Source organism: Gardnerella sp. KA00288 (genome assembly GCF_049244085.1).
Lineage (GTDB): Bacteria > Actinomycetota > Actinomycetes > Actinomycetales > Bifidobacteriaceae > Bifidobacterium > Bifidobacterium greenwoodii.
Genome location: NZ_CP058373.1, coordinates 705,296 through 726,886, shown reverse-complemented (window position 1 = coordinate 726,886; position 21,591 = coordinate 705,296). Strand labels below are relative to the sequence as shown.

Annotated in this window: 18 protein-coding genes; 2 read left to right on the top strand and 16 right to left on the bottom strand. The window is 41.5% G+C overall.

Annotation, left to right across the window (positions count from 1 at the left end):
• The 14 genes from HXT52_RS02710 to HXT52_RS02645 all read right to left on the bottom strand — a co-directional run bounded on the left by HXT52_RS02710 (window position 1) and on the right by HXT52_RS02645 (window position 13,258).
• Window positions 1-837 (bottom strand): DUF881 domain-containing protein, encoded by an 837-nt coding sequence (locus HXT52_RS02710; protein ID WP_421776148.1) that lies wholly within the window; start codon window positions 835-837, stop codon window positions 1-3.
• Window position 838: 1 nt separating this feature from the next.
• Window positions 839-1,171, bottom strand: coding sequence for a small basic family protein (locus HXT52_RS02705; RefSeq protein WP_004135038.1), 333 nt, complete (start codon window positions 1,169-1,171; stop codon window positions 839-841).
• A 2-nt stretch (window positions 1,172-1,173) separates the two neighbouring features.
• On the bottom strand, window positions 1,174-2,256 hold the full coding sequence (locus HXT52_RS02700) for a DUF881 domain-containing protein (protein ID WP_415699435.1): 1,083 nt from the start codon (window positions 2,254-2,256) through the stop codon (window positions 1,174-1,176).
• Window positions 2,257-2,271: 15 nt separating this feature from the next.
• Window positions 2,272-2,877, bottom strand: a complete 606-nt coding sequence (locus HXT52_RS02695) for a CDP-alcohol phosphatidyltransferase family protein (RefSeq protein WP_102694737.1) — start codon at window positions 2,875-2,877, stop codon at window positions 2,272-2,274.
• A gap of 109 nt (window positions 2,878-2,986) precedes the next feature.
• Window positions 2,987-3,652: a ribulose-phosphate 3-epimerase gene (gene rpe, locus HXT52_RS02690; RefSeq protein ID WP_004126825.1), complete on the bottom strand. Its 666-nt coding sequence runs from the start codon at window positions 3,650-3,652 to the stop codon at window positions 2,987-2,989.
• A gap of 55 nt (window positions 3,653-3,707) precedes the next feature.
• Window positions 3,708-4,649 (bottom strand): prolipoprotein diacylglyceryl transferase, encoded by a 942-nt coding sequence (gene lgt / locus HXT52_RS02685; RefSeq protein ID WP_421776147.1) that lies wholly within the window; start codon window positions 4,647-4,649, stop codon window positions 3,708-3,710.
• A gap of 66 nt (window positions 4,650-4,715) precedes the next feature.
• Window positions 4,716-5,741, bottom strand: a complete 1,026-nt coding sequence (locus HXT52_RS02680; RefSeq protein WP_004137244.1) for a phosphatidate cytidylyltransferase — start codon at window positions 5,739-5,741, stop codon at window positions 4,716-4,718.
• A 50-nt stretch (window positions 5,742-5,791) separates the two neighbouring features.
• Window positions 5,792-6,346: a ribosome recycling factor gene (gene frr, locus HXT52_RS02675; protein WP_004126816.1), complete on the bottom strand. Its 555-nt coding sequence runs from the start codon at window positions 6,344-6,346 to the stop codon at window positions 5,792-5,794.
• Window positions 6,347-6,365: 19 nt separating this feature from the next.
• Complete coding sequence (gene pyrH, locus HXT52_RS02670) at window positions 6,366-7,115, bottom strand: UMP kinase (protein WP_004126813.1); 750 nt, start codon at window positions 7,113-7,115, stop codon at window positions 6,366-6,368.
• Window positions 7,116-7,285: 170 nt separating this feature from the next.
• Window positions 7,286-8,137 (bottom strand): translation elongation factor Ts, encoded by an 852-nt coding sequence (gene tsf / locus HXT52_RS02665; protein WP_004135048.1) that lies wholly within the window; start codon window positions 8,135-8,137, stop codon window positions 7,286-7,288.
• Between the two features lie 102 nt (window positions 8,138-8,239).
• Complete coding sequence (gene rpsB / locus HXT52_RS02660; protein WP_004126798.1) at window positions 8,240-9,058, bottom strand: 30S ribosomal protein S2; 819 nt, start codon at window positions 9,056-9,058, stop codon at window positions 8,240-8,242.
• A gap of 240 nt (window positions 9,059-9,298) precedes the next feature.
• Window positions 9,299-9,787, bottom strand: coding sequence for a peptide deformylase (locus tag HXT52_RS02655; protein WP_004135050.1), 489 nt, complete (start codon window positions 9,785-9,787; stop codon window positions 9,299-9,301).
• Window positions 9,788-9,853: 66 nt separating this feature from the next.
• On the bottom strand, window positions 9,854-11,911 hold the full coding sequence (locus tag HXT52_RS02650) for an AMP-dependent synthetase/ligase (RefSeq protein WP_421776146.1): 2,058 nt from the start codon (window positions 11,909-11,911) through the stop codon (window positions 9,854-9,856).
• A 216-nt stretch (window positions 11,912-12,127) separates the two neighbouring features.
• Window positions 12,128-13,258 carry a GuaB3 family IMP dehydrogenase-related protein gene (locus HXT52_RS02645; protein WP_004126790.1) on the bottom strand — a complete coding sequence of 377 codons (1,131 nt, stop codon included), beginning with the start codon at window positions 13,256-13,258 and terminating at the stop codon, window positions 12,128-12,130.
• A gap of 382 nt (window positions 13,259-13,640) precedes the next feature.
• On the opposite strand from HXT52_RS02645, the gene HXT52_RS02640 reads away from it, so the two are divergent.
• Entirely contained in the window at window positions 13,641-14,231 is a 591-nt protein-coding gene (locus HXT52_RS02640; RefSeq protein ID WP_004137250.1) for a hypothetical protein, read from the top strand.
• A gap of 181 nt (window positions 14,232-14,412) precedes the next feature.
• Here HXT52_RS02640 and uvrC read toward each other — a convergent pair whose 3' ends face one another.
• Window positions 14,413-16,710 (bottom strand): excinuclease ABC subunit UvrC, encoded by a 2,298-nt coding sequence (gene uvrC / locus HXT52_RS02635; protein ID WP_421776145.1) that lies wholly within the window; start codon window positions 16,708-16,710, stop codon window positions 14,413-14,415.
• A gap of 69 nt (window positions 16,711-16,779) precedes the next feature.
• Window positions 16,780-19,740: an excinuclease ABC subunit UvrA gene (gene uvrA, locus HXT52_RS02630; RefSeq protein ID WP_421776144.1), complete on the bottom strand. Its 2,961-nt coding sequence runs from the start codon at window positions 19,738-19,740 to the stop codon at window positions 16,780-16,782.
• A gap of 213 nt (window positions 19,741-19,953) precedes the next feature.
• Between uvrA and HXT52_RS02625 the strand changes: the two genes are divergently transcribed.
• Window positions 19,954-21,555, top strand: a complete 1,602-nt coding sequence (locus tag HXT52_RS02625) for an ABC-F family ATP-binding cassette domain-containing protein (RefSeq protein ID WP_004135059.1) — start codon at window positions 19,954-19,956, stop codon at window positions 21,553-21,555.
• Window positions 21,556-21,591: the final 36 nt, after the last annotated feature.

The following is a 21,591-nucleotide window of genomic DNA, read 5'->3' as shown; positions in this document are numbered from 1 at the left end:
TTACTCGACGGGTTTTGCATATTCGTACTGTTTTGGCTCGCGTGTCGCAGTAATTTCTACCTCATCTGGCACAGAAACCGAAACGGAAGAGCCGAATTTAACCTTCAAACGCGACCCAACACCACCAGCAATATTAACAGCATTTTGAAGATTCTGCGGATCTCCAATTGCTTTAACAATATATGGCGGATCAATCATAACGCCGTCACATAAAAGACCATGCTTTGTTTGCGAAATATAGCTTGAAGTTACAATGCGAACATCATTAATAGACATAACTTCTACACCAGAATTTCGCAATTCTTCCAAAAGCTGAAACATTGTTGCGGCGTCAATATTTTCCTTCTCTCCCGCTGTAATGTGTATAATAATACCCCTTCCAACAGCTGGAAGACGACCAGAAATAAGACCATTGGCTTGTGCGTTTTGTTGCGCAATTCTTCGCGCTTCATCCTGCTTATTAACTGCCTGCTTTAAAGAATCAAGCTGACCAGTCAATTCACTTTTTCTCATTTCAAGACTCTGAATTTGAGAGTGCGTTTCGGTTATAAGTCGAGTTAGTTCTTCCTCGCTCATTGTTTCATACAGTAAAGAGTTGCTTCTATTAACTTGAATCATATAAGCAAATCCTAAAAGAGCACAAAGAAGCATCATTAAAAGTCCGGTAAATATTCGCGTGTAAGTAATATGACCGCTTAAAGACGGCTTTACCCTACGGCGAACAGCAGGAAACGAACCCGTTTGAATTGCATCGCTTTCAGAATCGTGAACATTCTGTCTGCGCATTTTATGAATAATGTCATCTCCTCGAGAAGCATTAGAAAACAGTGGTCGCATATTAACTCCTGAAAATAAAGCGACGAATTGCAGAAACGTTCGAGAATATTCGAATACCAAGCACAACAATAACTGCAGTCTGCAATTGAGCGCCTACACCAAGCTGGTTTCCAAGCAAAACGAGTAAGGTTGCTGCAATAACGTTTGAGAAGAACGAAATAACGAAAACTTTATCCGAAAAGTTTCGCTCAAAATACGCACGAGCCGCACCAAGCAATGCATCCAATGCTGCAACCACCATAATTGGCAAATATGGCTGAATAACAATAGGAATATCTGGATGCACCACAATGCCAATTAGCACGCCTAAAATCAAGCCTAGAATTGCTGCCATGCTTATCTCCTATTTCTTTCGCTAGCAAAATTAATATCACCTGTACTAGCTGCGTTTAGTTTTATAACCCTGGAAGGTGAAATTTGTGGATTAATACCTGCGTTAAGTAAAGAAGTATACCAACGCACACGTTTTGCTGCATTAAATGCTCGCATTAATTCATTCGTGTCGCCAATTGCTTCAATGACATAAGGGCTTTGTGTTTGATTAACACCAACAAGAATTGTTTGACCAGCAATACGAATAGATGTTTGAGCGCCAATTCTATGTCCGTTAACAGATATAGCCTCAGCTCCAGCTTCCCACAAGGTTGAAACCAGCTTTTGAATATCTCTATCTGTAACAAGACGCATACGAGCACCGTTATTTTCCCTAGGCAATGAGCCATTATTTGTGTCAGACCTGGCAGAAAGAGGATTTGCAATAGTTAAAGTAACTCCGCTTCCTTCAACAGCATGCGTACCGTTAACCATATCGTCAGATTTACTAACTTCGTCTTCTTCGGCAGTTGTAATACGCTGAGATTCATGATCAACACTATTTCTAAGCTGAGTTACTTCCTTAACAAGCTTGTCAAAACGATTCGTATAACCAACTAACTCGTTCGCTAAAGAAGAGCGTATTGCTTTTCTTGGGTCCGTGTGAAGCTTACGAACAAACTGGCTACCAACAGTACCAATAGCAATACAAATAAGAAAAACAATAATACGTGTAAACCACTTGTGCCATGGTTTAACAGGCTGTTTTCCTAAGCGAGCATCCATAAATAGTGGATCAACAGGCCTATTTGTTAAGTCGTCAATTAAACGAAGAGCATAATCATCGATATACCTACGCCGATCGTGACTGTGAGCAAAACGATCTGCAGTTAGAACAACATGGTGAGATTCAAGTCCTGTAAAGGATTTTGAAAATAGTGCGCGACGACGAGATAACGCAATACCGTCCAACGCTGCAAAAGACTCAGGCATATCTACACTAGAAACGCGAGAAATGCTAGAAACACTAGAAAAGCTAGAAGTCTTAGTAGACTCCTCTTCTTCAAAATCTTTCTGAGCGTTATCTAATGCACTATTTTGAGTCATATTAACCTACATAGTTTACTTAGATTTTGCACCAGAAAGTAGCACATAGGCTTGTCTGTAATAAAGCAAACCGGCATACCAGTAAAGTACAACACCCCACACTCCGCAAGCTATAGCGGCAGCATACAGCACAAACATTGCCTCAGTATTAACAGCATATACAATCATAAGAGACACAATAGCTAACATAATAAGAGCAGTCCCAGCTTTACCAACAAAATTAACCGGTAACGGTCCGTAATCGTGTTGAGCCAAAAGAACCACCAAAGCTGCCATAATCACATCTCTTAGAACCACTAATACAAGCGCCCACCACGGTATTATTTTTGCAATTGCCAACGCTACAGTACTGAAAATAATCAGAAGGCGATCAGCTATAGGGTCGAGAATTTGACCTAATTTACTAACTTGATTCCAGCGCCTAGCAATATAACCATCAATACAATCAGAAAAAGCAGAAATAGCTAAAACAATCAGCGCAAGAATCATATGATTCTTAGTAATAAGCCAAGCTAAGTATGGAATTGAGCATATGCGAAGAAAACTAATAAGATTAGGAACAGTTAGAACGCGATTCATCGCCTTAGGACTGTATTCCTGATTCATCACGAACTTAACCATAAACCTTCCTTAATCACATATTTGCGTGTACTGAAACAAATATTTATATGCTCAGTTATTACAAATGATTTAAAATATTGGGGCACTTTTGATGCCCCAATACAAACAACTATGCACGCCAAGCGGCTTGAGCAGTATTTCTAATAGCTTCAATAGCTTTTGCAGGACTTTCAGCTCCGTAAACTGCAGATCCAGCCACAAGCACATCAGCTCCAGCTTCAGCAACTGTAGCAGCTGTAGAAGGGCTAACTCCACCATCTACCTGAATATGAGTTTGAAGTCCTCGGCGAGTAATTTCATCACGCAAACGACGAACTTTATTCATCTGATTGCTCAAGAACTTCTGGCCTCCAAAACCTGGTTCGACTGTCATAATAAGAACCATATCGAATTCGTCAAGAATATCGAAAATAGGTTCAACCGGTTCAGCAGGGCGAACAGCAAAGCATGCTTTGCAACCCATATCCCTAAGCTGGCGAGCTAAACGCACAGGAGCATGAGTAGCACCCATGTGGAAGCTTACAGAAGCAGCCCCGAGCTTAGCATATTCTGGAGCCCAACGATCAGGATCTTCAATCATAAGATGAACATCTACTGGAAGCTTGGTAACTTCGCAAATACGCTTAACAATTGGCTCTCCCAAAGTTAAGTTCGGTACAAAGTGATGATCCATCACATCTACGTGAACAAGATCCGCATTCGATATTGCGTCAAGATCTCGCTCAAGATTGCAAAAATCTGCGGAAAGAATGCTAGGTGCTATTTGTATATTCATGTGTTCCATTCTAGGAAATGCAAGAGACTAGAATGCTAAAAAACGGTACCTAATACTACTTTTTTGAAGTAGATTTTATTTTCTTTGACGAAACATTTTGCTCTTCGCGCTCACGCTCATCCGAAGTAATGTCAATAAGACGTTCAATTAACATTTCGCGTGTAGTATTACTTTTTTGAAGTAAAGCGAATCCTACTGCGGCAAAAATAAAAACAATAATAGAAACCCATACGTTAATTCTGACGCCTAAGAAAACATGCGAGAAATCAATGCGCAAAGCTTCAATCCAAACACGGCCCAGCGTGTACCACATAACGTACAACATAAATAGTGAGCCTGCTTTTAATTTGGCCATAAGCATTTTACCAAAGCAAATAAGCAGTGCTGCACCAATGAAATTCCAAATCATTTCATACAAAAAAGTTGGATGGAATAATGTTCCAGCTGGGCAGGTTAAACCATCGTAACAGCGCTCAGCATGACCAATAGCTTGAGTGGCATTATAGTTTAATTTCAAACCCCAAGGCAATGTTGTTGGAGCGCCATAAAGTTCCTGATTAAACCAATTTCCAAGTCTACCTATGCCTTGTGCAATAAGTATTGCAGGAGCGGCAGCATCCGCAAGCAACCCGGCAGGATATTTGCGATGCTTACAAAAAACGCATGCAGCAATCGCGCCTAAAAATATTCCTCCCCAAATACCAAGTCCACCGTTCCAAATTCTAAAAATTTCTAAGAAATCACCATGAGATCCAAAGAATCTTTCTGGAGTTGTAATTACGTGGTACAAGCGCGCACCAACGATGCCTATAGGAAGACTTAGAAGAATAATATCGAGAATCTGATTAAAATCACCGCCTACGCGCTTCCAACGACGATTTGTAATAAACATTGCAATCAATATGCCTGCAAGAATAGAAAGCGCGTAAAACTTTATATTGATAGGTCCAAGTGAAAATTGCGAAATACTTGGCGATGGAATAAAACAGACTGTCATGGCGTCGATATTAGTCTAAACCCAAGATTGAGAGTATAAAGATTGACAATATTCAAGATTATATGCTTAAAAATGAGCAAGATGCACAAGAACAAGCAGAACAGGACCACAAAGCAAAATAGAATCTACACGATCTAGCACTCCACCGTGTCCTTTAAGCAGATGGCCCATGTCTTTAATGCCAATATCGCGCTTAAGCATAGATGCGCATAAATCACCAAAAGTGCCAACGATACCTGAAGAAATGCCCATAACTAACGGCATCCACCAGAAATTAAACCAAGAAGAACCGTAAAAACCTGCAATAATTGCATACGCTCCAACAACAGCAAAAAGCATAGAGCCAATCAAGCCTTCAACAGACTTCTTTGGGGAAATACGCGGAGAAAGCTTATGCTTACCAAGCCAAGCACCAGCAAACAGTCCACCAGTATCGCTTAATGCTGGCAAAAATACTAAAAGCATGGCATGAGCAATAGCATAACGAGTATTAGTTAAAGCTAGAACAATGCAGGAAGCTAAAAGCGGAATATACAAAACTACAAATAGAGAAACAGACATATTTGTAAATAGCGTATGCTCATAGGATGAGCAATTAGAGCCGTTAAGCTTTTTTTCTACAGCATGCATTGTTCGAGTAGAAATAGTGTTACTAAGAGTTGCGCAAACTACAGTAAGAAGTAATGATGCTGTAATTCCGCTAGCCATCGCAACAGCGTGCCATTTTGCGTAATAGGTTGAAAAAATAGTAACAAGAGAGCAAAGCGACAAAGTTACAAACGGTATACGCAACCCAAGAGTTGCAAAATCAACGTGCAACTCCCACAACGCAAGAACCATAAAAACAGCCATTAATACAACGAAAACATCGATGCTAATAAGTAAGCACGCAATAATCGCCACAACCAAAACTGCTGCTGTTGCAATTGCTTGAGGCATATTGCGGCCAGTTCGACGATTTATGTCTGTTAAAGTTTCATGGGTGCCGCGTTCTTCCTGATTAGTAGAAGTAGCATCTGCTTTTTTTGCAGCGCAGTCAGCTCGCTTTTGATTTAATTCGCTTACGAAATCATGCTGCTTTTGTTGACTCATACGACACCCATTCAGATTGATTACAAAAATCTAAGAAAAACTGTTGAAACTCAGACTTCCATAATTTCTTTTTGCTTACCATCAAGCAAAACATCCAAAGAATCAGTAATCTGCTTAGTTACTTTATCAAGTTCCTTAAGTAAACGATCGCCTTCATCTTCACCAAGATCACCATCTTTAACAGACTTATCAATAGATTCCTTGGCTTTACGACGAATATTGCGTACAGCTACTTTGCCTTCTTCTGCCTTGTTCTTAGCAAGTTTAACGTATTCCTTGCGACGTTCCTCAGTAAGTTCTGGCATTGTTACGCGAATAACATTGCCGTCGCGGTTAGGGCTAACTCCCAAATCGGAATCACGAATAGCTTTTTCAACAGCATTAGCTTGAGAAGCATCAAAAGGAGTAACAGAAAGAGTTCGTGGCTCTGGAACACCAATAGAAGCTACAGCCTTAATCGGAGTTGGAGCACCATAATAGTCAACCATAATTCCATTTAATAAAGCAGGATTAGCACGACCAGTACGAATACCCATGAAATTTTCCTTAGTAGCTTCCACGGACTTATTCATCTGCTCTTTTGCTTGATCAATAATTGCTGACATGTGTTCTCCTTTGTAATATTTAAGCAAATGTTGGTTCTGCGTCAGACACTAATGTACCAATAGGTTCGCCAACAAGAGCACGAGTTACGTTACCTTCACCCTCTAAGCCGAACACTCGAATTTTTTGATTGTTATCTCTAGCCATAGAAAGTGCGGACGCATCCATGACAGCTAAACCATCAACAAGAGCACGCTGATAGTTCAATGTTACAAATTTTCGAGCAGAAGGATCTTTACGAGGATCCGCACTGTAAACTCCATCAACGCCATTTTTACCCATTAAAACTTCATCGCAATGGATTTCCAAAGAACGCTGAATAGAAACAGTATCTGTTGAGAAGTATGGCATACCGGCACCAGCACCAAAAATAACTACGCGACCCTTCTCAAGATGACGTATTGCTTTCAATGGAATATAAGGCTCTGCAACCTGTCCCATTGTAATAGCAGTTTGTACACGAGTTGCCTGCCCTGCCTGCTCAAGAAAATCTTGAAGAGCAAGACAATTCATAACCGTACCCAACATACCCATGTAATCACCACGGCTACGATCGATACCAGCCTGCTGCAACTCTGCTCCCCTAAAGAAATTACCTCCACCAACAACGATAGCCACTTGAACACCTTCAAGCACTGCAGTCATGATTTCCCCAGCAATTCTTCGAATAACATGAGTATCAATTCCAACAGCGCCGCCGCCAAATGCTTCGCCTGAAAGTTTCAATAAAACCCTACGGGACTTGCTTTCCTCCGCTTGTGCAATTGCCATACAGATTCCTCCAGTCATCACGGCGAATGCAAGTATATCTTTGCTATTTTATCTATAAAACGCGACACTTAACACACATTAAACTGTCAAATAAATAAAAAGGGCTGCGCACAAAATGTACACAGCCCAATAGTTTAAGAATCATAACAGATTCTTAGCATAAGCAATGCTTATTCAGCAGCGCCCTTGCCAACCTCAAGACGAGCGAATGCCAAAGCGGTACCGCCAACTTCCTTGAACAAGTCTCCAACGCTCTTGGATGGATCCTTAACGTATGTCTGCTCAAGAAGAACGGTTTCCTTGAAGAAGGCGTTCATACGACCTTCAACAATCTTTGGAACAATCTTCTCTGGCTTGCCTTCAGCCAAGGACTTCTCGGTTGCAACGCGACGCTCAGATTCCAAAACTTCTTCTGGAACATCTTCGCGGCGAAGCCACTGAGCACCCATAGCGGAAATCTGCAAAGCTGCTTCGTGAGCAACCTTTGCACCAGCTTCGTCAGTAGCAATCATGGAAACGATGCTTGGAGGCAATTCCACGGACTTCTTGTGAGCATAAATCTCAACATGTGGACCGCTTACCTTAGCAACCTGACCAACCTTGACGTGCTCGCCAAACAAAGCTGCTGCTTCTTCAACAGATTCCTTAACAGTTGCGCCATCAGCTGGTGCTGCAAGTACTTCTTCAGTAGTGGAAGCATTAGCTTCAACAGCATGGTCAAGAACAGTGTTAGAGAATTCCACAAACTTAGGGGTCTTTGCCACGAAGTCAGTTTCGGAATTCAACTCAACTGCATAACCAGTTTCGCCTTCAGCAGACTTAACAACCTTAGAAGCGATGGTGCCTTCCTGAGCCTTACGGCCCTCGCGCTTACCAGCGGCCTGAATACCCTTTGCGCGGATGATTTCCTTAGCGCGGGCAACGTCGCCTTCAGCTTCAGTAAGAGCTTTTTTAACGTCCATCATGCCGGCGCCGGTTTCTTCACGCACCTGCTTAATCAACGCTGCAGTAATTGCTGCCATTTTGTTCTCCTCGTATCAATATGATTCTTAAAAGCTGCAAAAAGCAAAGAATTAATTGGATTTTGCAGCTTTAATTTAAGAATCTGGTTGCAAATTAGCTTACTAGGCTTTTGCCTCAGTATTTTCTTCCTTAGCAGGCTTAGCTTCAGCTTCGCCTTCCTTGGTGAGCAATTCCTTTTCCCAAGCTGCCATTGGCTGAGCATCATTACCTTCGGACTTAGCGCCCTTACCAGCATGCTCAAGCAAACCTTCAGCTACAGCGTCAGCCATTAAGCTAGTCAACAACTCAACGCCACGAATAGCATCATCGTTAGCTGGAATTGGGTACTCAACAGCTTCAGGATCAGTGTTGGTATCAACGATTGCCACGACTGGAATACCAAGCTTATGAGCTTCTTCAACAGCCAAAGCTTCCTTGTTAATGTCAACAACGAACATGGCAGATGGAGTGCGGTTCATGTTGCGAATACCACCGAGCTGCTTGGAAAGCTTGTCCTTCTCACGCTCGAGAAGCAAAAGTTCCTTCTTAGTCAAGCCGGATCCACGAACATCGCTGAAGTCCATTTCCTCAAGTTCCTTCAAGCGCTTTACGCGAGTAGAAACGGTCTGGAAATTGGTCAACATACCGCCAAGCCAACGCTCGCAAACATAAGGCATGTTTACGCGAGTTGCCTGATTCTGTACAGCTTCCTGAGCCTGCTTCTTAGTGCCCACGAAGAGAACAGTGCCATTGTGGGCAACAGTCTGCTTGATGAAGTCATAAGCCTTGTCGATCATGTCGAGAGACTTGAACAAATTGATGATATGAATACCATTGCGCTGTGTAAGAATGAACTGCTTCATCTTTGGGTTCCAGCGACGAGTCTGATGACCGAAGTGCAAACCAGCCTTCAGCATTTCGCTCATGGTAATCTGTGCCATATCTATATACCTTTCTTGTCGGTTCTTGCCTGGCCATGTCTGTTCGCATGCAACTTGTCTTAAACATACGTCTAAGCGCAAGCCGACCGACACGAACGGACGCGTACATGGCGCGTATTTGCGAGTCCTTGTAGACAATAAAAAGCGAGCATTCATATAACGCGACAATACTCATGCTCAAAATGGACACGCAAAGCGAAATTATATCAGATACTAGATACGATATTTAATCAGCCAAAGTTAGGAACGCATATTGTTGCGAAGCTCACGCATAGCTTGCTTGCGAACGTCCTTTTCTAGCCTATCTAAATAAATATGACCGTCCAAATGATCGCATTCATGCTGCAACATTCTGGCCATAAGACCATCGCCTTCAAGAACAACAGTTTTACCGTCTAAATCAATACCGCGAGCGCGAGCATGATTATATCGGCGAGTTTTATACCACAATCCTGGCACAGATAAGCAGCCTTCATCGTCGTATTGTTCTCCGCTTAAATCTTCAAGAACAGGATTTAGAATATAGCCAATACGTCCATCAATGTTGTAAGAGAACGCTCGTAAACTTACGCCAATTTGATTAGCTGACAATCCTGCACGACCTGGATCGTTCACAGTTTCCAACAAATCTTCAACCAAATGCTTAACAGCCGGCGTAATCTCACGAATCTCGTCACAAGGTGTTCTAAGAACAGGATCTGGAACAACACGAATTTTTCTAATTGCCACGCAAAAACTCCTTAATCAAGTATAACTAATTACACATTATCTTCTATTGCAGATTAGTAATTAATTTCACTCGTTGTTGCGTACGTTATTATCGTTATTGTCTTGATTATCGCGAGGCGAAACAGATGATTCCGAGGAAGCTTCTTCACCAAAATGCTTAAGATGAGTTGCAGCCTGATCAATTGCTTGACGGACTCGAGGAGTTACAACCTCTTGCGCCTGTTTAACTGTTTCTTGAGCCTGCTTAACAGTTTCGGTAGTTTTATCGAGAATCTTAACAGTTGCAGGCAAAGGACGCGTGTTTGGCTTTGGAGCATACAATTGAGTTTCAATAATATCTGCGTAACGTGCAAGTATTTTTGGACGAACAATCTTCATACTTGGAGTCAAAGTTCCAGCATCCTGAGTGAACTCATCTTGCAAAATAACAAATTTACGAACAGATTCAGCCCTAGAAACAGTGCTATTTGCTTGATCAATAAACTGCTGAACAACAGAGCGAACAGCGTCATTGTTAGCAATTTCTTTCATAGATAAGTCAACATCCATGCTCTTATTCTTAAGCCATGAACGAACCATGTCTGAGTCAAGCTCAATCAATGCAGAAACGAATGGCTTTCCATCTCCAACCACTACTGCGTGAGAAACCAGTGGGCATTGCGCAATAATGCTTTCCATAGGAGCAGGACTTATATTCTTGCCTCCGGCAGTAATAATAATATCTTTCTTGCGACCAGTAATCGATAGGAAGCCTTCGTCATCAATTTCACCAAGATCGCCAGAATGAAGCCAGCCATCTTCGTCAATAACTTCTGCAGTAAGCTCAGGCTTATTGTAGTAACCCATGAAAACGTTAGGTCCTTTAATAAGCACTTCATCATCGTCAGCAAGTCGAATTGTGATTCCAGGACCTGGGCGACCAACTGAACCAACCTGATTTGCGTGTTCAAAATTAACTACGCAAGGAGCTGCAGTTTCAGTCATACCGTAACCTTGAATGAAGGTAATGCCGTCAAGACCGTTGAAGAAATGCGCTAAATCAGCATTAATTGGAGCACCACCGCAAGCAAGCCATGAAAGATTAGGTCCTAAAGCAGAGCGTATTGAAGAACCAACTGTTCGCATGTACATAGCGTGATTCATGCGCGAAGCCAAAGAGTGAGCTTTGCCATCAACGTTGTCACGAGACCACTGAATAAAATGCTTAACAGCTTTAGCAAAAATGCGGCCACGAATACCTGCGCCAGCTTTTTGAGAAGCAGCATTGTAAACTTTCTCAAAGACTCGAGGAACACCTAATAAGTAGGTTGGTTTAAAACTACGCAAGTCTGCGAGCAAATGCTTTGCGTTAGGAACATAACCTATTACACCATGCCCGCCAATAGCAACATATTGAATGTATCTAGCAAAGCAGTGCGCAAGAGGAAGGAACAGAAGTAAACGATTTGGTTTGCAAAGCATGTCGCTAAGAACATCGTATCCTGCAAAAACAATATGCGTAAAGTTACGGTGAGAAAGCATAGCTCCCTTTGGCTTTCCAGTAGAGCCAGAAGTGTAAACAATAGTAGACAAATCGTCTGCTTTAACAGCGATAACACGCTGATTTAGCTCATCTTCACTAATTGATTTACCAAAGTCAATAACTGCTTCCAAACCGCCTGCTTTGAAATTGAATACGGTTTTGAGAGTAATGCGCTTATAATCTTGGCGAACTCGCTCTAAGCATTGAGCATGAGAATCGTCACCAGCAAAAGCAATAACCGGCTTAACTTCGTTGATAATGTCTGCAGCTTGTAAAGCAGAATCCGTTTCGTAAATAGGAATGCTAACTGCACCAATGCAAGCGCATGCAAAGTCAACAACACCCCACTCGTAGCATGTAGCAGAATAAATAACAACTTTTGATCCATGCTGCACGCCAAGAGCAATTAAACCTTTAGCTACAGCCCTTACCTTGGAGAGCATTTCAGCAGCAGTAACATCATGCCACTGGCGAGTGTCGTCATCTTGCCACTGCGCAACAATACCTTGCGGATCGCGCATAGCACGGTTAGAAAGAAGCGAGTAAATGGTGTCACCGTCTTGAGTTGGGTGAATTACTTCTACAGAAAATTCTCGGAGCATATTATTAATTGTACTTGATTCCTATGCCGACACTACTGTAAGCCATACAAAAAATAGAGATTAATATTGTTATTAGCTGACAAAATATTTAAATAAACGAATTTTTACAAGCGCTTATACTAAAAACTTTCGCAATATGCTAAAAATACAGCGGTTTAGCACACAATTCGTGCACTAAACCGCATATTCTATATACAAAGTTATGCTGAAATAAACTTAACGAACATCCTGATGGAATGGGTTAAACGCAACATTGCAACGCTGGAAGCTCTTTACATCCACGTATCCGGTAGAAGACATTGTGCGACGCAAAGCACCAACAAAATTCGTTGTACCGTCAGCCTCGTGACTTGGACCAAATAGAATGTTTTCCAATGGAGCAACCGTTCCAACATTAGTGCGCATACCGCGTGGAAGTGTTAAATGACGAGCTTCAGCACCCCAATGAGTGCCACGGCCTGGAGCTTCCGTTGCGCGAGCTAATGGAGTTCCAAGCATAACGGCATCCGCGCCCATTGCAAGAGCTTTAATAAAGTTGCCAGAATTACCCATTCCGCCATCTGCAATAATTTGCACGTATCGACCACCGGACTCATCCATATAATCTCTACGAGCTTCAGCAACATCAGCAATAGCAGTAGCCATAGGTGCTTGTACTCCCAAAGTGTTCATAGTTGCAGACACAGCACCACCGCCGAATCCAACTAAAATACCTGCAGCTCCAGTGCGCATCAAATGCAAAGCAGAAGTGTAATCAGCGCAGCCTCCAACAATAACAGGCACATCAAGATCGTAAATAAACTTCTTTAAATCAAGAGGCTCGTGATCTGTGGAAACATGCTCAGCAGACACAGCAGTTCCGCGAATAACAAACAAGTCAACACCAGCTTCAAGAACAGTATTGTAAAGTTCCTGAGTTCGCTGAGGAGAAAGAGCGCCAGCAACAGTAACACCAGCGTCACGAATAGTATGCAAGCGCTTAGCAATTAATTCAGGCTTGATTGGTTCAGTGTAAATTTCCTGAATTCGACGCGTTGCAACCTCGCAAGGCAACTCGGATATTTCTTTTAATAAAGGCTCTGGATTCTCATAACGAGTCCATAATCCTTCCAAATCAAGAACTCCAAGACCGCCCATTTGACCAATAGCAATTGCAGTATCTGGGCTTGTAACTGAATCCATTGGAGCGGCAATAATTGGAATATCAAAGGTATAAGCATCTACCTGCCATGAAGTAGATACAGCCTTTGGGTCGCGCGAACGGCGCGAAGGAACAATAGCAATATCGTCAAGCGAATATGCAACTCGGGCTTTTTTGCCCAAACCAATTTCAATTTCCTGAGACATACTTATTAGGCTAGTGCCTTATGCTGACGAAGTTTTATCTGCAATGTTTTACAACTATTATCAGTAGCTTTTTGATGTTGAAAAATCTAATTTTTAATGGTTTTTATAAGCAAATTTGCATAACAATGCATACAAAATATTCATCCAAATCATACGACACACCGATAAAACCGTAATGTGTATAACTCAACACGCTTAAAATCGTTTATTTTCAAGGTAAATGACGAATATTTTGTAATTTATCCACATTTTTGCATTTTACACAGATAGACGAAAACTCGCGTTGTAAGCTTTTATCTAACTTGCTGATTTTGTAGGGATATGAGCTTAGCAAGTACTGAAATTTAAGGGCTCATAGAGCAGATGAGATACAGGAGAGAAAATGAAAATTAATATAGTTGATACATATGAAATGGATAACGATGACGAAAATGATGACGTGCTTAATAACAAGTCATCAAATAATAGCAACGATAACAATGAGCATCCGCCACATGTTGTTTTTAACGCTCGCACATCGTTACCAGTGTACGAAGGCGAACTGTCTATTGCCTTATCGCGCAAAAAACTGGAGTACCATATTGGCACATGCTATTTTGACGATCAAGATGAAAAAGATCTTGTTAAGATTGCATTAAGAACTTGCCAAATAGCTTGCATTGCTTCTGATATTTCCAGAGGAAGACCTACTTCTACAGCTATGAAACAATTGCTAACACCAAAGTGTGTTACAAAATTAAATAACATGTGGAAGCTAATGGATGATTACTTCCAATATAAGAATGATATGAAAACACGTTCAGCATTGTGTGCGATGCCGGCAGTGCCGAGTTTTGTTAATGGAATGCTAACGAATCCTCATCATTTTGAAGGCGTTGTTCATATTTCTGCAGGACCTGTAGAATACTGGGCTTCAATCGTTTTGGAGCACAAATACAATAAATGGATTTGTACATATGCAGATTTGGGCTAGCAAACGGTAATAAAGTTCACAAATGTTTCATAAGTATTTAATAAAAATTACAGAAAACTCCCCCTTGTAGATTAATATTTTGCGAGTCAAGCGAGAATCTTCTACAAGGTGGAGTTTTTTGTTGATACAACTTATACACTATTTTCAACTATCACTATTGAAACCGCAATTTTTACGACAACTAGCTGCCAGCTGTTTCAGAATGTAAAGCGTCAAATATGGTTTTTGCTTTACTTTCACCAATGCCATTAACCTTTTGTAAATCTTCTAACGAAGCTTTCTTTAACTCTTTTAAAGATCCAAAGGAAGAAAGCAAACGTTTACGATACACTTCACCAATTCCAGGAATAGTGTCAAAAGCTGAATGCAAAGCACCTTTTCTTCTACGCTTACGATGGTAAGTAATAGCAAAACGATGAGATTCATCCCTTGCACGCTGCAACAAATACAATCCTTCTGAACTACGCTTCAAAATAATCGGATAATCTTCATCTGGAAGCCATACTTCTTCAAGTTTTTTAGCTAAACCACAAACAGTAATACCGCTAATACCCGCGTCCAGCATTGCGCGCTTAGCAGATTTAGCTTGCTCTTTTGCGCCATCAATAATAATAAGTTGCGGCTTGTAGGCAAAACGACGATTCTGATTGGAATCTGCAACAATAGCAGAATTATTCAAATTTTCAGATTCAACATTCGAATCAGAATGCTTAAATCTTCTAAAAATTGTTTCATAAACTGCGCTTAAATCATCAAGTTTTCCAACACCATTTTCTCCGCGAATAACAAAATGACGATACTCGCTAGGACGCGCAATTCCATCTTCAAACACAACCATAGAAGCAACCTGATAACTACCGTCTACAGTATTTGAAATATCGTAGCATTCAATGCGCAAAGGAGATTCCTTCATGCCAAGAGCCTTAGAAATTTCGTTCATGGCTTCAGTTCTAATATCTATGCTGTTAATACGACTTGATTTTATGCGAGTTAGCGCTTGAGAAGCGTTTTCGTTAGCACGCTCCATAAGAGCTCGCTTTTCTCCACGCTCCGCAACTCTAATACTTACTTTAGAGCCGCGCATATTACTAAGCCATGATTCAAGCTCTTCTTGACGATCTTCAGGAATTGAAATTGGAACTATTATTTCGCGCGGAACTGGAGATATAGGAGCTAGTAAATCTTCGCGCCCCGTAGTTTCTTGGCGCTCCCTACGCTCTCTAGTTGCTTGAGCTCGCAATATTACATCAGTTGCAGTAGCTTTTTGCGTATCACTAACAGCATCTCGAATCTTCTTAATACTTATAGAAGTATTCTTACCATTAAAAACATTATGTTCATATTCTGCATAAACATGCGTAATTAAATCCGCTAAAAGTTCACCATCAGTTATTTGCTCATTGCGCTCAACAGACCAATTGCGCTCGCCGCGAATCATTCCAGAACGAACAAAGAATGCGTGAATTGAAGCTTCAAGCTCATCGGTACAAAAACCGAATACGTCAGCTTCCACATCGTCGTCAAAAACAGCTGAATTTTGTTGTAAAACAGTGCTTAATACTGAAATTTCGTCACGCAATTTAGCAGCACGCTCAAATTCTAGCTCTTCGCTAGCTTGCTTCATTTCACGAGTTATTTGAGAAATATAAGATGAGCCTACGCTTCCAGTAAGAACCCCAACTAGGCGCTCAACTAAATAACGATGCTCATCCGGTTTAATATTTCCAACGCATGGAGCCGAACATTTACCAATAGAGGCTAGCAAACATGGTCTCCCTGTTCTATGAGCCTTATTAAAAACCGCAGGCGAGCATGTTCTAACAGGAAAAGTTTTAATAAGCAAATCTAAGCTGTGACGCAATGGCCAAACTTTTGCATATGGTCCAAAATATCTAGCGTTTCTTGCGGAACGATTTCGAGTAATCCACACTCTAGGAAATGTTTCTCCTACAGATACAGCAACATAAGGGTAAGTTTTATCATCTCGAAAAACAACATTAAAACGCGGGTCGAAAGCTTTAATCCAAGTGTATTCAAGAGTAAGCGCCTCAAATTCTGTAGCAACAACAGTCCACTCCAAGCTTCTAGCAGAAAGTACCATTGATTGCGTGCGAGGATGCAATTGGTAAAGTGGCTGAAAATAATTTGCTAAACGATTGCGCAAATTTTTTGCTTTTCCAACATAAATTACTCGACCATCTGCATCACGCCACTTGTATACTCCAGGTTGCGCTGGAATATCTTTAGCCGCTGGACGGAACAAGTCTCGACTATCCCCCAATAATGGAGCTCCAAAAGCATTTACCTTTTCGCTAACATTTTCTGAATCTTCTGAATCTTCTGAATCTTCTGAATCTTCGAGATAATGTTCATCTTCAAATGATTGCGTTTTTCGCCATTTTTCGTTCGCTTTCATTTGATCTAATTCTTGCAAGTTATCTGGTTTATGCAAATTCTTATTAAGATTATTATTCTGCATTTTCACCTCCTTTCAAGCACAAAATGTAAACAATCGTTTAAGATTTACGCACAATATGCGAATTTAATTTTACGAATTTAACATTGATTTAAGGAATTTACCAGTCCAACTTGCATCACATAGCGAAACAGTTTCAGGACTTCCTTCCGAAACAACTGTTCCGCCAGAATCTCCACCTTCAGGACCCAAATCAATAATCCAATCAGCAGACTTTACAACATCGAGATTATGCTCAATAACAATAACACTATTGCCTTTATCTACCAACGATTGCAAAACATTCAACAACTTTCTAACATCCTCAAAATGTAATCCAGTAGTCGGTTCGTCGAGAATATACACTGTTTTGCCGGTTGACCTTCGTTGCAATTCTGTAGCAAGTTTTACGCGCTGAGATTCTCCACCAGAAAGAGTTGGCGCGCTTTGGCCTAAACGAATATAACCTAATCCAACTTGAACCAAAGTATCCAAGTAGCGAGCAATAGACGGGTATGCTTTGAAAAATACTGCAGCTTCTGAAATTGGCATGTCAAGAACGTCAGAAACTGACTTTCCGTTATAAGTAACTTCCAAAGTTTCACGATTGTAGCGTTTTCCGTGACAAACTTCGCATTCTACATACACATCCGGCAGGAAGTTCATCTCAATTTTTAAGGTACCATCACCATGGCAGGCTTCACAACGGCCACCTTTAACATTGAATGAGAATCTTCCAGGACCGTAGCCTCTAACTTTTGCTTCAGGAGTTTGAGCAAAAAGTGTGCGAATTTTATCCCACACGCCAGTGTACGTTGCAGGATTAGAACGTGGGGTTCGACCAATAGGATTTTGATCAACATGAACTACTTTATCGCAATATTCCAATCCTTCCACACGCTTGTGTTTTCCAGGAACTATGCGAGCGCCGTTTAGTTTGTTTGCAAGAACAGGGTACAAAATTGAGTTAATTAGTGTTGATTTTCCAGATCCAGATACTCCTGTGATGCAAGTAAATACTCCCAAAGGTATGTTAACGTCTATATTTTTAAGATTATGCTCCTGAGCTCCAATAACATGTAGCATTCGATCTGGGTTAATTAAGCGACGATTTTTTGGCACTTCAATTATTCGCCTTCTTGAAATATAGTCGCCTGTAATCGAACGTTTTGCTTTCACAATATTTGCTGCAGGACCGGAGTACACTACTTCTCCACCGTGTTCTCCTGCTTCTGGACCAATGTCAACTAGCCAATCTGCTTCGCGAATTGTTTCTTCATCATGTTCTACAACAATAAGAGTGTTTCCTAGGTTTCTTAAATGATGCAATGTTGCAATCAGTCGTTCGTTATCCCTCTGATGAAGTCCAATAGATGGTTCGTCAAGCACGTACATAACTCCAACTAATCCTGAGCCTATTTGTGTAGCTAGGCGAATTCGTTGTGCTTCGCCACCAGATAATGTTTTTGCAGCTCTTGAAAGAGTTAAGTAGTTTAATCCTACGTCGTTTAAGAAGCCAAGTCGTGCGCGGATTTCTTTTAATACTTCTCCTGCAATAAGTGCTTTAGATCCTTCTAAATGCAGCTCATTAACCCACTCTAGACTGCGTTCAACTGGCATATCGCATACTTCAGATATTGAAGTATTTGCAACTGTAACTGCAAGAACCTCTGGACGTAAGCGTTTTCCATGGCATTTTTGGCATGGAACTTCGCGCATGTACGACTCGTAGTATTGGCGCATTTGATCCGAATCAGTTTCGTCATGCTTTCGCATAAGCGTTCTAACTACACCTTCAAAGCCTGTGGAATATTCGCGCTGCCTACCCCACCTGTTTTTGTACGAGACTTTTACGCTAAAATCATGTCCGTACATGATTGCATGCTGTACGTCTTCTGGAAGATTTTTCCAAGGCGTATTCATACTAAAGCCCATGTCTTTAGAAAGACCTGAAAGTACGTGCTGATAGTACATTCCTGCAGCTTTATTCATTGCCCAAGGTTCAATAGCTCCTTGAGAAAGAGATTTGTCTGAATCTGGTATAACAAGCTCAGGGTCAATTTCAAGCTTGTAGCCAATTCCGGAACATTCTGCACACGCTCCGTACGGTGCATTAAACGAAAATGTTCTAGGTTCAATTTCTTCAAGATCTAGCTTGTGATTATTAGGGCAAGACCTGTGCTCGGAAAATGATTGGCGCCTGTTTGGAGAGTTTTCTGGCTCGTCAACAAAATCAGCAACCATAACGCCTTTAGAAAGTTTTAATGCTGTTTCGATTGAGTCTGTTAAACGAACGCGAATACCTTCTTTTATGACTATTCGATCAATTACTACTTCAATATTGTGTTTCTTTTGTTTTTCAAGAGTAATATCTTCAGAAAGTTCATGCATTTGACCGTCAATAATTGCTCGCGCGTAACCGTCCGAACGCAACAATTCAAGCGTATCTTTAAACTCTCCTTTTCTACCTCTAACAACAGGAGATAAAATTTGCAGACGCGTACGCTCTGGCTTAGAAAGCAAAGCGTCTGTCATTTGTTGAGGAGTTTGTGCACTTACCAACTCACCACACTCAGGGCAGTGAGGAACTCCAACTCTAGCAAACAGCAGTCGTAAATAATCGTATATTTCAGTAATTGTTCCAACTGTAGAACGAGGGTTTCTATTAGTAGTTTTTTGGTCAATAGAAACCGCCGGACTTAACCCTTCAATAAAATCAACATCCGGCTTATCCATACGCCCCAAAAATTGGCGAGCGTATGCACTAAGCGACTCAACATAACGTCGTTGACCTTCTGCAAAAAGCGTGTCAAAAGCTAAAGAGGATTTACCAGATCCAGAAAGACCAGTAAAAACAACCATTCGATTTCGAGGAATAGACAAGCTCACGTTTTTAAGATTGTGCTCGCGCGCTCCTTGAATAGTGATTTTCCATTCAGAAGGCACTTTAGACAAATCCGATATTATTTTTCCGTCATGCGAAGAAAACGTAGTGTTATCTAGTAATGCTTGCAAAGCATCAGACTGCTTACTTACTTGCTGATTCAAACGCATACCTCCACTTTTAACCCCATTAACACTCCCCAACTATTAACAAACCACTATACTATAAAATTACATTTAGAACAAGTGTTCGAAAAACTAAAGTATTTTGCTAACTTATAATCACATATTCGTTACTAGCACACGGTACAATAGTGAGTTTGGCAATACTTTACTTATTACACATAAAATAAAGCCTAATTTTTGGGAAACGGATTATAAACTATGCCTATTGACGCACAAGCATTAACCATTCAAATTGGTGCGCGCACGCTGTTAAACCCTACCGATTTTCACGTTACAAAGGGAGACAAAATCGGTTTAGTCGGTAGAAACGGCGCAGGCAAAACAACTCTTACTCGAGTAATTACTGGAGATATGCTTCCAGCAGGAGGATCCGTTAGAGTAAGCGGAGGCCTAGGATATTTGCCTCAGGATACTCACGCAGCAGACCCTGAGCAAAGCGTAATTGATCGCATTATGAGTGCTCGAGATATTTCTTCCATTGTGTCTAGGATTCGCAAAGCAGAAAAAGAAATGACCGACCCAGACCCGGACGTAATGACTAAAGCTATGAACCGCTACGACAAAGCTATGCAAGATTTTGAAAAAGCAGGCGGTTACGCAGTACAGTCTGAAGCAATTTCAATGGCAACAAGCTTGGGACTACCTCAAGAAGTTATGCAGCAGACTCTTGGCACTCTTTCCGGCGGACAGCGCAGACGCATCGAACTCGCGAGAATTCTGTTTTCTGACGCCGACACTCTTATTCTCGATGAGCCTACGAACCATTTGGACGCCGACTCAATTATTTGGTTGCGAAATTATTTGAAACGCTTCGAAGGCGGATTCCTTGTTATTTCCCACTCAACGGAACTACTTGACGAAGTAGTAAACAAAGTTTGGCATTTGGATGCTCAACTCGCCCAAATAGACATGTATTCAATGGGTTGGAAAGCATACTTGCATCAGCGAGTAGTAGACGAGGAACGCCGCCGCCGCGAGCGCGAAGTCGCCGAAAAGAAGGCAGAACGCCTTATGAAGCAAGGTATTCGTCTGCACGCAAAAGCCACAAAAGCAGTAGCAGCTCAAAACATGATGCGCAGAGCAGAACGTTTACTTAGCGAAACCAGCGAAGCTCAAAAACAGGAAAAAGTTGCAGACATTCGCTTCCCAGAACCATCCCCATGCGGTCGCACACCAATTATGGCAAAAGATATTTCTAAAGCTTACGGCTCTAATATTGTTTTTGCTGGAATTAATCTTGCAATAGACAAAGGTTCTAGGGTTGTTATTTTGGGTTACAACGGTGCTGGAAAAACCACAACTTTGCGTATTTTAGCCGGAGAAGAAACAGCGGATACTGGAGAAGTTCAATACGGTCACGGCTGCAAAATCGGCTATTTTGCCCAGGAACACGACACTTTGGATTTAGATGCTACGGTTCTTGAAAATCTGCAGCATGTTGCGCCAAATTTGGACGACACTCAAGCTCGCTCAATGCTAGGCAGCTTCCTATTTTCTGGCGACGACGCAATGAAGCCCGCAAAAGTTCTTTCCGGCGGCGAAAAAACGCGTCTTGCGCTCGCAACACTTGTTACATCTCAAGCCAACGTACTTCTTTTAGATGAGCCAACTAACAACTTGGATCCTGCATCTCGCGACGAGATTTTAAAAGCTATATCTAAGTATGAAGGCGCAATTGTTCTAGTCACACACGACGAGGGCGCTGTTGAAGCTTTGCGCCCTGAGCGTGTTCTTCTTATGCCTGACGGCGATGAAGATTTGTGGAACGACGAGTATCTTGACTTGGTTGCTGAAGAATAGTTAGAAAAATGCTCGAAACTTTGAAATAGAATGGTT

Coding starts and splice junctions, on each gene's coding strand:
- HXT52_RS02710 (WP_421776148.1), bottom strand. CDS start 837: ATGCGACCACTGTTTTCTAATGCTTCTCGAGGAGATGACATTATTCAT.
- HXT52_RS02705 (WP_004135038.1), bottom strand. CDS start 1,171: ATGGCAGCAATTCTAGGCTTGATTTTAGGCGTGCTAATTGGCATTGTG.
- HXT52_RS02700 (WP_415699435.1), bottom strand. CDS start 2,256: ATGACTCAAAATAGTGCATTAGATAACGCTCAGAAAGATTTTGAAGAA.
- HXT52_RS02695 (WP_102694737.1), bottom strand. CDS start 2,877: ATGGTTAAGTTCGTGATGAATCAGGAATACAGTCCTAAGGCGATGAAT.
- rpe (WP_004126825.1), bottom strand. CDS start 3,652: ATGAATATACAAATAGCACCTAGCATTCTTTCCGCAGATTTTTGCAAT.
- lgt (WP_421776147.1), bottom strand. CDS start 4,649: ATGACAGTCTGTTTTATTCCATCGCCAAGTATTTCGCAATTTTCACTT.
- HXT52_RS02680 (WP_004137244.1), bottom strand. CDS start 5,741: ATGAGTCAACAAAAGCAGCATGATTTCGTAAGCGAATTAAATCAAAAG.
- frr (WP_004126816.1), bottom strand. CDS start 6,346: ATGTCAGCAATTATTGATCAAGCAAAAGAGCAGATGAATAAGTCCGTG.
- pyrH (WP_004126813.1), bottom strand. CDS start 7,115: ATGGCAATTGCACAAGCGGAGGAAAGCAAGTCCCGTAGGGTTTTATTG.
- tsf (WP_004135048.1), bottom strand. CDS start 8,137: ATGGCAGCAATTACTGCAGCGTTGATTAAGCAGGTGCGTGAAGAAACC.
- rpsB (WP_004126798.1), bottom strand. CDS start 9,058: ATGGCACAGATTACCATGAGCGAAATGCTGAAGGCTGGTTTGCACTTC.
- HXT52_RS02650 (WP_421776146.1), bottom strand. CDS start 11,911: ATGCTCCGAGAATTTTCTGTAGAAGTAATTCACCCAACTCAAGACGGT.
- HXT52_RS02645 (WP_004126790.1), bottom strand. CDS start 13,258: ATGTCTCAGGAAATTGAAATTGGTTTGGGCAAAAAAGCCCGAGTTGCA.
- HXT52_RS02640 (WP_004137250.1), top strand. CDS start 13,641: ATGAAAATTAATATAGTTGATACATATGAAATGGATAACGATGACGAA.
- uvrC (WP_421776145.1), bottom strand. CDS start 16,710: ATGCAGAATAATAATCTTAATAAGAATTTGCATAAACCAGATAACTTG.
- uvrA (WP_421776144.1), bottom strand. CDS start 19,740: ATGCGTTTGAATCAGCAAGTAAGTAAGCAGTCTGATGCTTTGCAAGCA.
- HXT52_RS02625 (WP_004135059.1), top strand. CDS start 19,954: ATGCCTATTGACGCACAAGCATTAACCATTCAAATTGGTGCGCGCACG.